Here is a 17194-nt window from a genome sequence, read left to right as displayed (position 1 = left end):
CTTCAAATGACAAAAGCAATGATAACAAAAAAACGAATCAAACTCAAGCGTTATTTTTCGCCAAATTGCGTCCTCAACATTACCGTCATCAGCGACATGACTTATCTTAACATCGATTTCGGATTGTTTCAAACCGGGTTTGCGGACAAAACCTAACAAAACTCATCCAATCGGCAAAGGAACACATGAATTTTCATTCCTGCTTGTTTTCTCTGGCGAATGAATTGTCCGTCACACGAAAAAAGCCTTGCCTTTGCTTTGATAAGCGTCCTTTGGCAAGGCAAACGGATGTATATTCGGATGCATATGGTATCGACTTGATGCAAATCATACGGATGAAACCAAACGATTCGCAAACATAAAATGTCGGCGGAGTTCATCGTTCAATTCCAAAGTTGAGACACGGTGAAAGCTGCCGGAGGCATGCAACAGTTTTCCCTTATCGAGCGCTATCGCAACATGCGCCGGTACTTTGTTCAACGGTGAACTCCCGAAAAACACAAGATCTCCCGGTTCGAGGCGGTCGATCTCCGCGATGCGTTCGCCAAACTTCGCCTGCTGAGCCACAGAATGAGCCGGAATCCAAATTCCATTTTGGCGATAGAACTGTTGCACAAAACCGGAGCAATAAAAAACGTGAGGTTCATGAAAATTCATCGGAGCAAGGGAGGAATGCGAAACATATTGTTCTGCCGCCCGCACCAATTTGTCCTGAAAAACCCGTTTGTCCTTGACCAGGATCACTCCACCCTGGATCGCACTGACAAGCATTTGTTCTTGCCAACCGGCGGAAGAAGTCGGGAGAATTGTTGAACGTTCCGAATACTTTGCGTAAACAGGGGTAGTTCCGACAATAACGAACAGGAGCGGTGCCATCGTCAAGAGCTGCCAAGGCCGTTTCACTGGTGAGCCCCCCATCTCCACATATTCGGTTTTGTCTGTTTGACTTCAGATTTCCCCGTAACCGTATCACGTATAAGAGGGAGTTTTTGCTCAAGGATACATGGTAAACTTTTTTCCCCTGTAAAGCGGTCGAATTCGCTTCGACTGGCAGAACTGACATTCGTAAACGATCTGCGCATCCTTCGGATCGTCCCGCTCCATATACAAAACCTTCTGCATGATCCTGCCGCAATCCGGACATTTCGTAATGGTGAGCATTAGGTGCGCCAAATAATACAAATAGGTCCCGCTCAAAACGATCGTTAGCAGGCAAACAGCGACAACGATCCATTCAAGCATGCAAAAAACACCCCCATAGCATCCTATGAAGGCGTGCCTCAAAACAGAATGTCCCGGCTATAAAAAGTCGAACGGTTCCGTTTGCACAGCGGAAACGATCGCCCGGACCGAATAATTCAGTTCTCTGAACCGGGCATTTAAAAATTCGGCCACCACAGGCACAACAATCCGTTCCATCCCGTTATGCCCCGGGTCAACCAACGCCAGGCCTTTGTATAAAGCGTCCTGCGCGTCATGGTATTTCAAATCGGCTGTGACTAGAACGTCCGCGCCCGCAGCCAGCGCCGCATCGATCCACTGCGCACCGGAGCCGCCCAGCACGGCGACTTTTTTGACGAGCCGGTCGCGGTTTCCGACGATTCGGACGCCCGGCACGCCCAGCTTCGTTTTCACCTGCACGGCGAACTCGTCCAGACGGCACGCTTCGTCCAAACCACCCACGCGGCCAATTCCGAAGGGCTTTCCCATAATTTCAAGCGGATAGAGATCGTAGGCCACCTCTTCATACGGGTGCGCGGCAAGCATGGCCCGGATCACTTGTTCTTGCAGAATATCGGGAACAACCGTTTCCAGCCTGACTTCTTCCACCCGTTCCAGCTTCCCGGTTTCACCGATGAACGGATTCGCGCCTTCCCACGGCATAAACGTACCGGTTCCAGCCGTGTTAAAAGTGCAATGGCTGTAATTGCCGATCCAGCCGGCTCCCGCGGCGCAAACCGCTTGCAACACGGCATCGTGATGGTCTTTCGGCACAAACACAACCAATTTTTTCAACCGCTGGTTCTGCAGCCTGTCCAAAATTTCCACATTCCGCAATCCGAAAAGCCGCGCCAGCACGTCATTGATTCCGCCTTCCGCAATATCGAGGTTTGTATGAGCCGTGTAGACGGAGAGATCATACGCGAGCAACTTCGCGATTGTCCGGCCATAATAGGAATCCGTGCGCAATTTCTGAATGGGCGAATAAATAACGGCATGGTGCGACACGATCAACTGCGCTCCGGTTTCGATGGCTTCTTCCACGACCTCCTCCGTGACGTCCAGAGTCACAAGGATCTTGTCGACAGGTTGTGCGGGATTTCCGATTTGCAGGCCGATTTTGTCGCCCTGCATCGCCAGATTCGGCGACACCCACTCTTCCAGAATCCGAATCACGTCTTTGATTGACGGCTGCATTCCCGAAGCACCTCCTCCAGCCGCTTTTTCTTCCGCAAAAGCGCTTCCCGTTTGCCGAGCGCCGCTTCCCCTTGCGCTTTCCGCAAATTTTGCAAAACGCGGTCGATTTTCGCAATCAAAGCTTCCATTTTCTGCGGAAACAAGGGATGCCGGCACAGCAATTCCATATTTCCGACTTCATACCACAGAGCATCGCCGTAATGTTCCCGCCCGGGTTCGGCCTTCAGAATTTCATACAAAATCCCCTCATCCTCAACCAGTTCTTCCGTAACGATTCGCCATCCGTGCTCATGCAGCCATTTTCGCAAAGAATCGCTGTCGACCATCGGCTGCAGCACGAGGCAGCGGACTCCCGCCAATTTGTCGCGGCCTGCCGACAGGATGTCGACAATGGTGCCGCCGCCCATGCCGCAAATCGCGATGACATCCGCTTCCCCGGTCCGCAACACTGCGAGACCGTTTCCTTTGCGGACCTCGATCCGATCGGAATAACCCGCTTCCTCCACGGTTCTCTTTGCAGTTTCAAACGGGCCCTGGTTCAATTCACCGGCCACTGCCCGTTCAATCCGGCCCTGTTCCACCAAAAAAGCGGGCAGATAGGCGTGGTCGCTCCCGATATCCGCCATCCTGGCTCCCGGGGGAATCAAATCCGCAACCCGCCGCAGTCGTTTTGAAAGTTTCAATGGGATCACCGAATCCATTATATCCGGTTTTCCCCCAAACGCAAAAGACGTGTCCCTGTCAGGACACGCCCAAGCGATGTGTGGCCCTAGCGGGGTTACGCAGTCTCAATTGAATCCGCTTGATGCAGGTTCAAAAGATCGATCGCCTGTTCCCGCAGTTTGTACTTTTGGATTTTACCCGATGCGGTCATCGGATATTCGGTGCAGAACTCAATGTACCGAGGCACTTTGTAGCGGGCGATTTTGCCGAGACAATATTCCCGGATTTCTTCCGCCGTGGCCGTTTCCCCTTCCTTCAGGCGGATCCACGCCATGACTTCTTCCCCCATTTTCTCGTCGGGGACACCCACCACCTGCACATCCAGAATTTTCGGATGCGTGTACAAAAATTCCTCGATCTCACGCGGATACACATTTTCCCCGCCGCGGATGATCATGTCCTTCAGGCGGCCCGTAATGTTGCAATATCCGTTCTCGTCCATTGTCGCAAGATCGCCGGTATGCAGCCATCCGTCCTCGTCGATCACCTTCGCTGTGGCTTCCGGATTCTTGTAATATCCCTTCATGACATGATACCCGCGCGTACAAAGCTCCCCCTGAACGCCGCGGGGCACTTCGCGGTTGGTGCCCGGGTCCACAATCTTGACTTCCACGTTCGGCAACGCCCGGCCGACCGTTGTCACCCGCAGTTCAATCGGGTCATCAGTCCGGGTCTGCGTGATAACCGGTGAAGATTCCGTTTGTCCGTAAGCGATCGTGATCTCCCGTGCACCCATTTTCTCCACAACCGCTTTCATCACTTCGATCGGGCAGGGTGAGCCGGCCATAATGCCCGTCCGCAAAGAAGAAAGATCAAACTTATCAAAATCGGGGTGGTTTAACTCCGCGATAAACATCGTGGGAACCCCGTGCAAAGCGGTGCATTTCTCGTCTTGCACGGCTTGCAGCACTTTGACAGGGTCGAACTCCGGGATCGGCACCATCGTGGCACCTACCGCCACACAGGTCAGTGTTCCGAGAACGCAACCGAAGCAATGGAAAAACGGCACCGGGATGCACATGCGATCGGCATGGGTCAAATTCATGCACTCGGCGATATTGGCCGCGTTATTGACGATATTGTTATGCGTCAGCATAACCCCTTTCGGAAAACCGGTTGTTCCGGAAGTGTACTGCATGTTGATCACATCGTCAGGGTCAAGCGACGCCATTCGTTGATCGAGTTCTTCGTCGGTTACGTCGTCCCCCATTTTTACGATGTCCGACCAGAGGAACATGCCCGGATAACGGGTTTCTCCGAGGATGATTACGTTTTTCAAATAAGGGAGTTTGTCCGATTGCAGCTTGCCGGGTTCCGCGGTTTTCAATTCCGGCACCACTTCATAGAGCATGTCGATATAGGAAGCGCCGCGGTAGGACTCCATCAAAATCAGGGTTGTGGAGTCGGACTGCTTGAGCAGATACTCCAGTTCGGACGTACGGTAATTGGTATTGACGGTGACCAGTACGGCACCCATCTTGCCGGTGGCGAACTGGGCTGTCACCCATTCGGGATGGTTGGTCGCCCAGATCGCAATGTGTTCGCCTTTTTCAATTCCGAGTTTCGTTAATCCTTTTGCGACTTGCCTGCACAGGTCGTCAAACTCCCTGTATGTATACCGCAGACCCCGGTCCGGGTATACAACCGCTTCGTGGTCCGGGCGAGCCGACGCAACTTGCGCAAGCAATTCACCCACAGTAACGTTCAACGCTTCTGCCATACGGGGAACCCCCTCCGCATTAAGAATGTTCTAAACTTTCATTAAAATATTGATTCGAGGGAGCCGGCAGATATTCCTCTTTGTCTCATAAAAAATTTGTTTCACAAAAAATCCCCCTTGCGGCACATCGAAGCCGCGGGGGAACCGCCGGCAAACTGCGCTTCGGAAGGGGGAAGTGGAAGTTTCAACATGAATACAGATCTGTCGGTTCAAACCGCAAACGGTTTTATTCCTCGGGCATTTTGCCGGTGTATACGGATTGCGGGCGGATCAGACGGTTATTGGCGGCCTCCAAAATGTGGGCGCACCAACCGACCGTCCGGCTTACCGCGAAAGTCGGGGTGAACAATTCGGCTTCCATGCCGATCGAACGCATGACGGCTGCGGCATAGAATTCGACGTTGGTGTTCAAACCGCGTCCCGGTTTGTATTCTTCCAGCAGGCGGAGTGCCACCCGTTCCACATGCGTCGCCAAATCGAACCAGGGATCGTCTTGCGCAAGGCTTGCCGCAACTTTGCTCAGAGCGACCGCCCGCGGGTCCATCGTTTTGTAGACGCGATGGCCAAATCCCATCAGGCGCTCCCCTTTTTCCAACGCCGCCCGCAGCCAAGGCTCCGCGTTTTCCTTTGTCCCGATCGCTTCCAACATCTCGGTCACTTCAGAGGGAGCCCCGCCATGCAACGGCCCTTTCAGCGCCCCGATCGCAGCCGTTACCGCCGAGATCAAATCCGACCTTGTCGAGGCGACGACCCGTCCGGCGAATGTGGAAGCGTTCAGACCGTGCTCCTGCGTCAAGATCAGATAGGCATCCAGCGCCCTCACTTGGGCGGGCGACGCTTCCTCGCCCTTTAACATGTACAGATAATTCGCCGTGTGTCCCAAATCCCGGCGCGGCGCCAACATTTCTTTGCCTTGTAAGCGGTTGTACCGGTAAGCGACGATGGTTGGCATTTTGGCGGTCAGGGAAATCACCTGTTCCATCGTCGGCGGCCAATCGTGGCAGGGTTGTCCCGACGCCGAGACGGCGGTGCGAAGGACACTCATCAGATCCACATTTTCCGGAATCGAATCGATAATTTGTTTGACATGGGAAGGCAGTTCCCGCTCGCCGGCCAGCTTGTCTTGCAACGCGGAGAGTTCGTCCGGAGCCGGCAGATGACCGTACCACAGCAGATGAGCGACTTCTTCGAAAGTGTTCCTGATCGCCAGATCGCGTGCCCAGTGGCCGCGATACACAAGATGCCCTTTCTGTCCGTCCACAAGGCTAAGATCCGTTTCGGCGACAACAATGTTCTCCAATCCTATGGCGGTGATCATAATCTAAATTTCACCCCTTGACAATTTTGCAATAGATGTTCACGATCAAATCGATTTGACTTATTTTCATTATATCGTCACAAATTCTGCAGGAAAAATAGAGGTTTATAGAGGAATCGATTATAGTAAATAATCAATCACCAGAAGGAGGGGGTTCTTATCGACCTGAAACTGTTACGCACATTTGTGGTGGTGGCGAAAGAGCTGAACTTTCGCCGGGCGGCGGAAAGGCTTTTTTTGGCGCAGCCCACCGTGACGGTGCACATCCGGCAGCTGGAAGAACTTATCGGGTATCCCCTGTTTGAACGCGTCGGCAAACGGGTGAAATTGACCGCAACGGGCGAAAGGTTCCGGATCCATGCCGACCGCATTTTGGAGGCTCATGACGAAGCGTTGTCAGATCTTGCCCGCTGGAAAATGGGCTACGACGACCGGCTCGACCTCTTGTTGTCGCCGCTTTGTGCCGCGTTCACGCTGCCGATGATCTGGAAAGAATACACAACGACCTATCCGAATGTGGAAATCCGCATCTACACCACTCTGTCGCCGTCAGTCGGCAACGGAATCGCAGCGGGCCGCTCCCATGTCGGACTCTCCCGTTCGCCGTCGACGCACCCCGACACGATCACGGAACTCCTGCAGTTGGATCCGGTCGCGTTCATCGCACCGGGAACCGTCGACCCGAGCCGGACAGATTATCGGGAGTTGCTTTTGACGCATCCCTTACTGACGAAAAATCACCCCGAGTATTGGGACGACATCCTGTTTCAGTTGCACGACCTGCGGGCCCCGATGCGGCCGATGCCGGTCAGTCAGGTTCATGTCACGAAGAGGTTGATTGAAAAAGGGGTCGGCGTCTCGTTTTTGCCGCTCTCCTCCGTGCGGGAGGAAGTGGCGTCAGGCGTGCTGACCATTGTGGAAACGCCCGACTTGCGGCTACCCGATGCGGGAACGTATATAATCACGCCCAGAGACAAAGAAATCCCGCAGGCTGCGCGGGATTTCTTGAACATGCTGAGACAAAGGGTAAAAAACCTTTCGGCGGACGGAAAATAAGTCAGCAGCCCAACTGCCGGGCAATCACAATGCGCTGGATTTCCGACGTTCCTTCTCCAATCTCCATCAGCTTGGCATCGCGCAAATAGCGTTCCACCGGGTACTCTTTCATGTATCCGTAGCCGCCGTGGATCTGAATCGCCTGGTCACACGCCCGCATGCAGATTTCGGACGCAAACAATTTCGCCATCGCCGCCTCTTTCGTAAAAGGCCGGTTGTTGTCCTTCAACCAGGCGGCCTTAAGCACCATATTGCGGGCCAACTCAATATGCATCGCCATATCGGCCAATTTGAATTGAATCGCCTGGAACTTGGAAATTGATTGCCCGAACTGGACGCGTTCTTTCGCATACCGCAGGGAAGCGTCCAAAGCCGCCTGTGCGATCCCTACCGACAGGGCTCCGATGGAGATCCGGCCGCCGTCGAGAGTGTAAAGGAACTGTTTAAAGCCTTTCTGCGGATCGCCAAGCAAGTTTTCCTTCGGAACCCGCACGTCTTCCAGAATCAACTCGGCCGTGTTGGAGCCGCGCAGCCCGAGTTTTTCGTATTCTTTGCTGACCCGAAAACCCGGTGTGTCGGTCGGAACAATAATGGCCGATACAATGTTTTTTCCTGTTTCGGTCTTGCCCGTTACGGCGGTCACAATGACCGTTTTCGCATAACTCGCGTTGGTGATGAAGCATTTCGAACCGTTTATCACGTACTCGTCCCCGTCAAGAACTGCTCGGGTTTGCGTTCCGCCCGCGTCGGAACCGGCATTCGGCTCGGTCAATCCGAACGCCCCCAACGCCTGGCCGGAAGCCAGCGGAACCAGATATTTTTGTCTCTGCTCTTCAGTGCCGAAATAATAAATCGGACTTGCACCCAAAGAAACGGCGGCAGCGTAACTTAACCCCGTTCCGCCGCAGGCGCGTCCCACTTCCTCAACGGCCAAGGCGTAGGAAATCGTGTCTCCGCCAACCCCGCCATACCGTTCCGGAAACGGGATTCCCAGCAGGCCCAGTCGCCCCATTTTTTTAAACGTTTCGAGCGGAAATTCCCCGGTGCGGTCCACCTCCGCCGCTTTCGGCGCGATCTCGTTCATCGCGAAATCCCTTACCATATCCCGCATCATCTGTTGTTCTCTGGTTAAATCGAAATTCATCCCGTTCTCTCCTCCCCAATCCTGACCGAACGCTCGCTCGGTTTGTTCCCAAACGACCGTACGTTAGATAGAATTCAAAAAAGAAAAAGAAGAAATTTCTACTCAATTCTATTATATTTGGTCTCCACGAAACTGTCGAGCCATTTTTGGATTCCTTCACGAAAGACGATAATCCACGTCACGATGAGCGACATTTTTAAAAATGCGGTCGCGTCCACAAGAAAGTTCGGTTTTGCTCCCGAAATCAGGTACAGAAAGTCGGGGACCAGCAGAGCAAAGACCCCGCTGACCGCCCATACGGGGGCAACAAACAGCTTGGCCCTTCCCAAAAACATCCCCAACGCAACCGAAACAGCGGCAAAAATCAACCAGTACAACGTGTTCACTCCGTAATGGTCCCACTCGACGCCGCGAATGTAACGAAGACCCGCTTCGTACAAAAGCCCGATTCCCAGCCAGGCAGCAGCAACGATGATTCTCGACTCTCCGGCCACACCCGAAAGAATCCAGACCAAAAGCACCAGCAGCAGCACTCCCAGCGACCATGCGAGCGAATCGCCCAATCCCAGAATCCGTACCGAATAAACGCCGGCGACTGCGACCAGAAGACACGCCGCCACAAGAAACACGACACGCAACAAACTCACCGGCATCCGCACAAAAAAAGCCAGTCCGTAAAACACAATCGTACATAACAGCAGGATTCCAATTTGCATCCAATTGGGAAACGATGTAAAATGAAGTACAAACACGAGCAGCAAAGCGGAAGCCAACAGCGAAACCAGCAGGCGCTTCCAGGGAATCGGCGGGATGGAAAACTTCCACCAGATCCGGCGCTTTTCCGTTCCCCTTTCGTCCGAACGGAACGCGTCGCCTTCCGCGTAAAGGTTGGCCAAAAAATCGCAATATTCTGCCGGAAGTAGTCGGTTGGTGCGCCAGGATTTGATTTCTTTCAGAATGATTTGTTTGCTCGATTTCTTCATGTGCGTCCGTACCTCTTCGTCATTTTTGTTTCGGGTGTCATGTATCTTAATTCGACGGGCACGCCCCTTCTCCTGTACCGGTACCAGACATGCGCCGGGCAGAAAAACACCCGCCATGTCCGGGCGGGTGCAAGCGCACATCGTTTTCGGCAAAATCGCTTTTCAGCAAATTTTATTCGAGAAAATCTTTCAGACGTTTGCTGCGGCTCGGGTGACGGAGCTTGCGCAGCGCTTTCGCCTCAATTTGGCGAATCCGCTCCCGGGTCACGCCAAACACCTTGCCCACTTCTTCCAGGGTGCGGGTACGTCCGTCGTCGAGCCCGAACCGAAGTCGCAGCACATTTTCCTCGCGTTCCGTAAGGGTATCAAGGACATCTTCCAGCTGTTCTTTCAAGAGTTCGTAAGCGGCGGCATCCGCCGGCGCCAATGCGTCTTGGTCCTCGATAAAGTCTCCAAGGTGGGAATCGTCTTCTTCACCGATCGGAGTTTCAAGGGATACAGGCTCTTGTGCAATCTTCATGATTTCACGGACTTTTTCCGGGCTCATCTCCATCTCCACCGCAATCTCTTCCGGAGTTGGTTCGCGTCCCAGCTCCTGCAGCAGTTGCCGGGAGATACGGATCAATTTGTTGATCGTTTCCACCATATGAACCGGGATCCGAATCGTGCGTGCCTGATCGGCGATCGCCCGGGTGATCGCCTGACGAATCCACCACGTCGCATAGGTGCTGAATTTGTAGCCCTTGCGATAGTCAAATTTTTCGACCGCTTTGATGAGACCCATGTTGCCCTCTTGAATCAAATCGAGGAATAACATGCCTCTGCCGACGTAACGCTTGGCGATGCTGACCACGAGGCGAAGGTTTGCTTCCGCCAACCGGCGTTTCGCTTCTTCATCCCCTTTTTCAATGCGTTTTGCCAGCTCAATCTCCTCATCGGCCGACAAAAGCGGCACCCGGCCGATCTCTTTCAGGTACATGCGCACCGGGTCGTTAATCTTAATTCCGGGCGGAACGGTCAAATCTCCCAAACCAAATTCTTCTTCAGCGTCGGCGGTGAGCCCGTTATCGTCAAGAACCAGTGCGTCGTCCTCATCTTCGTCGTCCGATTCGTTGCTTACTTCGATCCCGCGCTCGGCCAACAACTCGAAAAACTCGTCGATCTGGTCCGAGTCTTGCTCAAACGCAGACAGTTTGTCCATAATCTCTTTATATGTCAGATATCCGCGTTTTTTGCCCGTTTCAAGCAATTGGTCTTTAGCTTGATCGATGGTCAGTTCTGTTGTTTCAGCGTTTTTCACAGGTTTCTTCACCATCCCGACCCCCTCCTTCCCCATAGAGTGTCTTGTTATGTTTTTTCAACAACTCGATTTGTTCCTGCTTTAAAGCTTGGAACTTTTCGAGGTCCCCCCGCTTGACCGCTTCTTCCATCTCTTGCGGGATCCGTTGCAGGCGTTTTTCCACACCGTGTTTTTGGATCCGAAGAATGTACTCCCCGGCGAGTTCCGGCCGGTTGTCGATCGTTTCCGCTTGCAGGACCAGTTCCGAAGCGAGACGAGTCAGCCGGTCGTCATCGAGCAGAGAGATAAAATGTGCGGGATTTGCCTCGTCATGAGTTTCGTAATACCGATAGAGGAATACGGCCAGCGCGGCATGCTCTTCCACCGAAAATTCATTTGCAATCGTTTGTTTGACTTGTCTTGCTACCCCCGGATCGATTAACATATAAGATAAGAGCTTTCTCTCCGCTTGAATATGAGCGGGAAGCGGGTTGCGCGTTTTCCTGAACATTCGCTCGCCATCATTTATATTAGTATTCCACTTACTGCCAGGTTTATCCCCGGTTTTTTGTTCTGACGCAACCAGCTGCATCTCATGCACCAAGGATTCGAGGGATAAGTTAAATTCCCCAGCCAGTTCGCGCAAATACGTCTCTCGCTCAACCGGGCTTTTCACTTCGGCTATGATTTTGACCGCTTCGGACAAAAACGCGAGCTTGCCTTCCCGGGAAGACAGTTGGCTGTTGTTTCGGAGCATCTGGAGCTTGAATGCGGTCGATGAAACGGAGGCTTCGTTCACAATCCGCTCGAACGCACCAGCGCCGTATTTTTGAAGGAATTCGTCAGGGTCGAACCCGTTGGGAAGTATCGCTACCCGCGGAATTCCTCCGACTTCCGAAATGACTTCCGCGCTGCGGACGGCTGCATTCTGACCGGCTCTGTCGCCGTCGTACATCATGAGAATCTCATCGGCGTTGCGCTTTAAAATTTTTGCCTGTTCCGCGGTCAATGCCGTCCCGAGAGCGGCCACAACGTTCCTTACGCCATGCTGATACGCCATGATGACATCCATGTACCCTTCCAGCAAAATCGCCCTGCCGCTCTGCCGAATCCCCTGCCTTGCCCGGTGCAGATTGAACAAATGACGGCCTTTTTGGAAAAGTTCCGTTTCAGGCGAATTGAGGTACTTGGGCTCCCCTTCCCCCAAAACGCGGCCGCCAAAACCAATCACGCGCCCTTGACCGTCATGGATCGGGAACATCACGCGCCCCCGGAAACGGTCAAAATAGCGGGCCGGCTGATTCGCGCTTGCCGAAAGCAGACCCGCCTGTTCAAGAAACTCTTCTTCAAAACCGCGTTTTTTCAGAAACGTCTTCAGAACGTCCCAGCGATCGGGTGCGTAACCGAGTTGGAACTCTTCGATCGTGGTCAGCGTCAATCCGCGCTTTTGGAGATACTTCAAGGCCGGCATGCCCACATCGGTATTCATCAGGATATAATGATAGTATTTGGCGGCAAGGTCATGGGAGCGCAACAGCTCTTTCCGGCGAATTGCCTCGGAAGAATGCTCATCCGGTCCCTGAAACTCCGGCAAGACGATGCCTGCCCGTTTTGCCAGATGTTCAACAGCCTCCACGAAGGACAAATTTTCGATCTGCATGATGAACGTTATCGAATTGCCACCTGCTCCACAACCGAAGCAATGGTACAGTTGCTTCGTCTGAGACACAGAAAACGACGGGGTTTTTTCCGAGTGAAACGGACACAGTCCCACAAAAGAACGCCCCGATCGTTTTAACGGTACATATTCGGAAATCAAGTCGACAATATCAAAATGCCGGCGGATTTGCTCAATCACGTCTTCCGGGATGCGCTTCATCCTACATCACCTTTCCGGATCCGGAGGCCGGCTCCGCAATACATTTTGATATTTGCCAATACGTGATATTCGCCAATACGGCAGTAACTCCTTCATGCATTTTAAATTTTTGTTTGCACATGATTTTGGTCCGACTGAATCTATGTATTCTACAAGTACCGACAATTTCCTCCTTTGGTTTGCGATTCATTTTACAAAAAACGACACGCCAGTTTTCCCGGATCACACCGGGTTCCTCTAGTATAGACCCGTTTGTTTCCAAATATGCCGCAACCAAATCATTTTGCCCCGCTTGCAAAAAAGCGGGGCGATGCCTGTCGGTGCGCGGTTGCCTCATTGTTACCGCCTCGGATTTTTAATGGTGGCCTGAGCGGCGGCCAGCCTTGCCACCGGCACGCGGAACGGGGAACAGGATACATAATTCAATCCGGTTTTATAGCAGAATTCGATCGAACTCTTTTCACCGCCGTGCTCGCCGCAAATCCCCAGCTTGAGGTCCGGTCTGACGCTCCGGCCGAGTTTTTCCGCCATTTGGATCAGTTTGCCGACGCCGTTTTGGTCAAGCACCGCAAACGGATTGTCCGGCAACACCTTGTGCTGCACATATTGATGAAGGAACTTGCCTTCCGCGTCGTCACGGGAGAATCCGAAGGTGGTCTGCGTCAGGTCGTTGGTGCCAAACGAGAAGAAGTCCGCTTCCGTCGCAATTTCATCCGCGGTCAGCGCGGCACGCGGCACCTCGATCATCGTGCCGATGGTGTATTCAAATTTTTGACCGGTTTCTTCCATGACTTCGTTTGCTTGTTGCACCACCAGTTCGCGCATAATCCGCAATTCGTTCACATGGCCGACCAGCGGAATCATAACTTCGGGGCGCACATCGAGCCCTTTTTCCCGCAGTTTGGCGGCCGCACGGAAGATGGCGGTCACCTGCATCGCGTAGATTTCCGGATAGGTCATGCCCAGACGGCAGCCCCGGTGCCCCAGCATCGGATTGAATTCCTGCAGGGTTCGCACTTTGCGGAGAAGATTTTCTTTCTCACGGATCAGCGCGGGATCGCTGTTTTCCTGCATACGAAGCTTGGTGACTTCAACCAAAAGCTCCTCAATGTTGGGCAGGAACTCGTGCAACGGCGGATCAAGCAGCCGGATGGTGACCGGCCGCCCTTCCATCGCGGCGAGAATTCCTTCAAAATCGGACTGCTGCATCGGCAAAAGCTTATCAAGCGCCGCTTGACGCTCCTCTTCCGTTTCCGCCATAATCATTTCCTGAACAATCGGTACCCGGTCAAGCGCCATAAACATATGCTCCGTCCGGCAAAGCCCGATCCCTTCCGCTCCGAATTCGCAGGCTTTCGCGGCATCCTCGGGGGTATCCGCGTTGGCGCGGACGCCGATTGCGCGAATTTCGTCCGCCCAATCCAGCAACTGCTTGAATTCCCGAGACAACACCGGGTCGATCAACGGAACTTCGCCAAGCAAAACCCTTCCGGTGCTGCCGTCGATCGAGATCCAGTCCCCCTCGCGGATCACGTAGCCGTCAACCGTGAACTGTTTCGCACGCAGATCGATCTTTACCGATTCACAGCCGCAGATGCACGGTTTTCCCATGCCCCGTGCCACCACCGCAGCGTGCGAAGTCATGCCGCCCCGTGAGGTGACGATCCCTTGCGCTGCCACCATCCCGTGAATATCTTCGGGAGTGGTTTCCGGCCGAACAAGGATAACCTTTTTTCCTTCGTGTCCCAACTTGTCGGCGACATCCGCCTCAAACACAACGAGACCGGAAGCCGCTCCGGGAGAAGCGGGCAACCCTTTCGCGATGGCAGTCGTTTTCGCGTCGGGATCGATCCGGCGATGCAGCAGTTGGTTCAATCCGTCCGGATCGACCCGGAGAATCGCTTCTTCCTTCGTAATCAGACCTTCTTCCACCAGATCGACGGCGACTTTAACGGCCGCATGCGCCGTCCGTTTCGCGTTTCTCGTCTGCAGCATGTAAAGCTTGCCGCGTTCCACGGTAAACTCGATATCCTGCATGTCTTTGTAGTGCGTTTCCAACCGGGCGGAGATCTCTTTGAATTGCCTGTAAATCTCCGGCATCACGTCACGCAGCGCGGCGATCGGCTGCGGAGTGCGAATTCCCGCCACCACATCTTCCCCTTGCGCGTTGATCAGGAATTCGCCATAGAGTTCTTTTTCTCCGGTGGAAGGGTTCCGTGTAAAAGCGACCCCCGTACCCGAATCTTCGCCGAGGTTTCCGAACACCATCAGTTGGACGTTGACCGCCGTCCCGAGGTCATTGGGGATTTTGTTGATCCGGCGGTAAACGATCGCGCGTTGGTTGTTCCAGGACAGGAACACCGCACGGATGGCGCGATCCAATTGCACCAGCGGATCCTGCGGAAAATCGGCTTTCGTTTCTTTGCGCACCAGCGCTTTATAGCGAGCGATCACTTCTTGCCAGTCTTCGGCGGTCAGTTCCGGATCCTGCTTGACGCCTCTAGTTTCTTTCACGTGATCAAGGATATGTTCGAAATGATAGTGTTCGACTCCCAGCACCACATTGCCGAACATCTGAATGAAACGGCGGTAGCAATCGTACGCGAAGCGCGGATTGGCGCTCAATTCGGCAAGCCCCTGAACCGTTTCGTCATTCAGTCCCAAGTTCAAAATCGTGTCCATCATGCCCGGCATGGAAAAAACGGCCCCGGATCGCACCGATACCAACAGCGGATTGGCGGAATCCCCGAGTTTTTTCCCGACCCTTTTTTCCAGTTCGGCAAGGGCGGAGCCAATCTGCTTCCGAATATCCGACGTAATGTCCTGGCCCGCCTGGTAAAAAGCCCTGCAGGCTTCCGTGGAAATGGTGAAACCCGGCGGCACCGGCAATCCGGCACGCGTCATCTCGGCGAGATTCGCGCCTTTTCCGCCAAGGATGTCTTTCATGTCTTTATTGCCTTCGTCAAACAGATACACAAACTTTTTCTCCATCAACCTCTGCCTCCTTCACGCTTTACGATATCAAGCACAATGCTTGCCGTTTCTTCCACCGCTTTGTTGGAAACGTTAATCACCGGGCACCCGATTTTGCGCATCAGCTTTTCCGCATATTCCAACTCCTGCAAAATCCGGTCCAAACTCGCGTAGTTCGCCTGCGTTTTCAAGCCGAGCGACTTAAGGCGCTCTTGCCGGATCAGGTTGAGCTCGTTCGGCGAAATGGTGAGACCGATCACCTTTTTCGGCGAAATTTGAAACAGTTCTTCCGGCGGTTCCACTTCGGGAACCAGCGGCACGTTGGCACATTTCAGCCTTTTGTGTGCCAGGTACATGGAAAGCGGAGTTTTCGACGTGCGGGATACCCCGATCAACACCAGATCCGCCCGCAAAAGGCCGCGCGGATCCTTTCCGTCGTCGTATTTGACCGCAAACTCAATCGCTTCCACGCGGCGAAAATACTCGTCGTCCATTTGGTGCAGGAGGCCCGGACGCCGTTTGGGCTCCATTTCGAACACATTCTGGAACGCCTGCAGCATCGGGCCCATAATATCCACCAGATACACGTTTTGACGGGCTGCTTCTTCGATGATGAATTCCCGCAAATGAGGCAGCACGAGCGTAAAAGCGACGAACCCGTTGACTTCCTTGGCAGCCTGTATCACTTCTTTGATCGGCTCCGGATCGTCCACATAAGAAACGCGCCGGATCTCGACTCTCCCTCCGTCAAACTGGCTGGCGGCGGCCCGGACCACAAATTCGGCCGTTTCTCCGACAGAGTCCGAAACTACATAGACAATCGGTAACTGTTCCTTCAAACTGTTTTGCCCCCCTATAGAACACCCGTGAAGGTGACATGCAACTTGTGCATCACTATATCTCCCGGTTCGATCCAAGTTCAACGAAAATTTTCGTCACTGTGGTTTTCGTAAAGCGTCCGATGACTTCATATAGTTTCCGTCCTGCGTCGATCACTTTCACAACAGGCAGAGAGTCGATCGCATTGTCCACCAATTTTCTCGCCGCGTCATACACTGTATCCTCAGCGGTAACCGTCACAATGTTCGGCATCCGTGTCATAACCAGCGATACGGGCACCGAGTGGGTATCTTGCTTGCCGATCGCCACTTTTAACAAGTCCTTCCGTGAAATCACACCGACCAGTATGCCGTGTTCCTTAACTACGGAAAGATTCCCCACATCTTCCACAAACATCATAACGATCGCGTCATAAACCGTAGCGGTTTCAGCGATCACCACCGGGACCGCTTTATGGTCCCTGACGAGCATGCTGCGGAGTTGCTCGCCGAAGATCTCCCCCGGTTTTTTGCCCGCATAAAAATATCCTACTCGCGGACGTGCCTCCAGAAATCCCGCCATCGTCAAAATCGCCAGGTCCGGTCGCAGGGTTGCCCTGGTCAGGTTTAGCTTTTCCGCAATTTGCTCCCCGGTGATCGGCCCTTCCGTCCGTACGATTTCAAGAATCTGTTCTTGTCTTCTTGAGAGCTCGATGGCAAATCACCACCTTTGCGAAAATGGAATCGCAAAATATGACATACTATATAATAATAAGCAGTTATATAGTATATACTATATCAACATGGGATTTTCTGCTAGACTGTTACCGCGAGAAAATGTTAAGACCTTCGGGAAACCGGAAATCGAGTAGGAGGGGGCGGT

General features: G+C 53.3%; 14 protein-coding genes. 1 reads left to right on the top strand and 13 read right to left on the bottom strand.

The features are described from left to right. Positions 1 to 327: 327 nt before the first annotated feature. The 6 genes from AC4ED1_RS14295 to AC4ED1_RS14270 all read right to left on the bottom strand — a co-directional run bounded on the left by AC4ED1_RS14295 (position 328) and on the right by AC4ED1_RS14270 (position 6179). Positions 328 to 903 carry a C40 family peptidase gene (locus AC4ED1_RS14295; protein WP_490939762.1) on the bottom strand — a complete coding sequence of 192 codons (576 nt, stop codon included), beginning with the start codon at positions 901 to 903 and terminating at the stop codon, positions 328 to 330. A gap of 90 nt (positions 904 to 993) precedes the next feature. Next, positions 994 to 1242, bottom strand: a complete 249-nt coding sequence (locus AC4ED1_RS14290) for a hypothetical protein (protein WP_490939760.1) — start codon at positions 1240 to 1242, stop codon at positions 994 to 996. A gap of 57 nt (positions 1243 to 1299) precedes the next feature. Next, complete coding sequence (locus AC4ED1_RS14285) at positions 1300 to 2418, bottom strand: Nif3-like dinuclear metal center hexameric protein (RefSeq protein ID WP_490939758.1); 1119 nt, start codon at positions 2416 to 2418, stop codon at positions 1300 to 1302. Further along, positions 2394 to 3119 (bottom strand): tRNA (adenine(22)-N(1))-methyltransferase, encoded by a 726-nt coding sequence (locus tag AC4ED1_RS14280; RefSeq protein ID WP_490939756.1) that lies wholly within the window; start codon positions 3117 to 3119, stop codon positions 2394 to 2396. Before AC4ED1_RS14280 ends, AC4ED1_RS14285 begins: the two co-directional genes overlap by 25 nt. Before the next feature lie 77 nt (positions 3120 to 3196). Then, positions 3197 to 4861 carry an AMP-binding protein gene (locus AC4ED1_RS14275; protein ID WP_490939754.1) on the bottom strand — a complete coding sequence of 555 codons (1665 nt, stop codon included), beginning with the start codon at positions 4859 to 4861 and terminating at the stop codon, positions 3197 to 3199. 226 nt (positions 4862 to 5087) lie between these two features. Beyond that, positions 5088 to 6179 carry a citrate/2-methylcitrate synthase gene (locus AC4ED1_RS14270; protein ID WP_490939752.1) on the bottom strand — a complete coding sequence of 364 codons (1092 nt, stop codon included), beginning with the start codon at positions 6177 to 6179 and terminating at the stop codon, positions 5088 to 5090. Between the two features lie 129 nt (positions 6180 to 6308). Between AC4ED1_RS14270 and AC4ED1_RS14265 the strand changes: the two genes are divergently transcribed. After that, positions 6309 to 7235, top strand: coding sequence for a LysR family transcriptional regulator (locus AC4ED1_RS14265; protein ID WP_490939766.1), 927 nt, complete (start codon positions 6309 to 6311; stop codon positions 7233 to 7235). A gap of 1 nt (position 7236) precedes the next feature. On the opposite strand, the gene AC4ED1_RS14260 is transcribed toward AC4ED1_RS14265, so the two are convergent. The 7 genes from AC4ED1_RS14260 to ccpN form a co-directional block, all read right to left on the bottom strand. Next, a complete protein-coding gene (locus AC4ED1_RS14260) occupies positions 7237 to 8379 on the bottom strand; it encodes an acyl-CoA dehydrogenase (protein WP_490939750.1) in 1143 nt (380 codons plus the stop codon). A 98-nt stretch (positions 8380 to 8477) separates the two neighbouring features. Next, a complete protein-coding gene (locus AC4ED1_RS14255; protein WP_490939748.1) occupies positions 8478 to 9362 on the bottom strand; it encodes a hypothetical protein in 885 nt (294 codons plus the stop codon). A gap of 172 nt (positions 9363 to 9534) precedes the next feature. Then, on the bottom strand, positions 9535 to 10677 hold the full coding sequence (rpoD, locus tag AC4ED1_RS14250) for an RNA polymerase sigma factor RpoD (RefSeq protein ID WP_490939746.1): 1143 nt from the start codon (positions 10675 to 10677) through the stop codon (positions 9535 to 9537). Next, positions 10649 to 12520 (bottom strand): DNA primase, encoded by a 1872-nt coding sequence (dnaG, locus tag AC4ED1_RS14245; protein ID WP_490939744.1) that lies wholly within the window; start codon positions 12518 to 12520, stop codon positions 10649 to 10651. Before dnaG ends, rpoD begins: the two co-directional genes overlap by 29 nt. Before the next feature lie 339 nt (positions 12521 to 12859). Further along, positions 12860 to 15511, bottom strand: coding sequence for a pyruvate, phosphate dikinase (gene ppdK / locus AC4ED1_RS14240; RefSeq protein ID WP_490939742.1), 2652 nt, complete (start codon positions 15509 to 15511; stop codon positions 12860 to 12862). Next, positions 15511 to 16332, bottom strand: a complete 822-nt coding sequence (locus tag AC4ED1_RS14235; protein WP_490939740.1) for a pyruvate, water dikinase regulatory protein — start codon at positions 16330 to 16332, stop codon at positions 15511 to 15513. The genes ppdK and AC4ED1_RS14235 overlap by 1 nt, the downstream gene beginning before the upstream one ends. Before the next feature lie 55 nt (positions 16333 to 16387). After that, on the bottom strand, positions 16388 to 17026 hold the full coding sequence (gene ccpN / locus AC4ED1_RS14230) for a transcriptional regulator CcpN (protein WP_490939764.1): 639 nt from the start codon (positions 17024 to 17026) through the stop codon (positions 16388 to 16390). Positions 17027 to 17194: the final 168 nt, after the last annotated feature.

It is taken from the genome of Effusibacillus sp. SKA8, assembly GCF_058273125.1.
This window is presented reverse-complemented; position numbering and strand designations above follow the sequence as displayed.

Coding starts and splice junctions, on each gene's coding strand:
- AC4ED1_RS14290 (WP_490939760.1), bottom strand. CDS start 1,242: ATGCTTGAATGGATCGTTGTCGCTGTTTGCCTGCTAACGATCGTTTTG.
- AC4ED1_RS14285 (WP_490939758.1), bottom strand. CDS start 2,418: ATGCAGCCGTCAATCAAAGACGTGATTCGGATTCTGGAAGAGTGGGTG.
- AC4ED1_RS14280 (WP_490939756.1), bottom strand. CDS start 3,119: ATGGATTCGGTGATCCCATTGAAACTTTCAAAACGACTGCGGCGGGTT.
- AC4ED1_RS14275 (WP_490939754.1), bottom strand. CDS start 4,861: ATGGCAGAAGCGTTGAACGTTACTGTGGGTGAATTGCTTGCGCAAGTT.
- AC4ED1_RS14270 (WP_490939752.1), bottom strand. CDS start 6,179: ATGATCACCGCCATAGGATTGGAGAACATTGTTGTCGCCGAAACGGAT.
- AC4ED1_RS14260 (WP_490939750.1), bottom strand. CDS start 8,379: ATGAATTTCGATTTAACCAGAGAACAACAGATGATGCGGGATATGGTA.
- AC4ED1_RS14255 (WP_490939748.1), bottom strand. CDS start 9,362: ATGAAGAAATCGAGCAAACAAATCATTCTGAAAGAAATCAAATCCTGG.
- rpoD (WP_490939746.1), bottom strand. CDS start 10,677: ATGGTGAAGAAACCTGTGAAAAACGCTGAAACAACAGAACTGACCATC.
- dnaG (WP_490939744.1), bottom strand. CDS start 12,520: ATGAAGCGCATCCCGGAAGACGTGATTGAGCAAATCCGCCGGCATTTT.
- ppdK (WP_490939742.1), bottom strand. CDS start 15,511: ATGGAGAAAAAGTTTGTGTATCTGTTTGACGAAGGCAATAAAGACATG.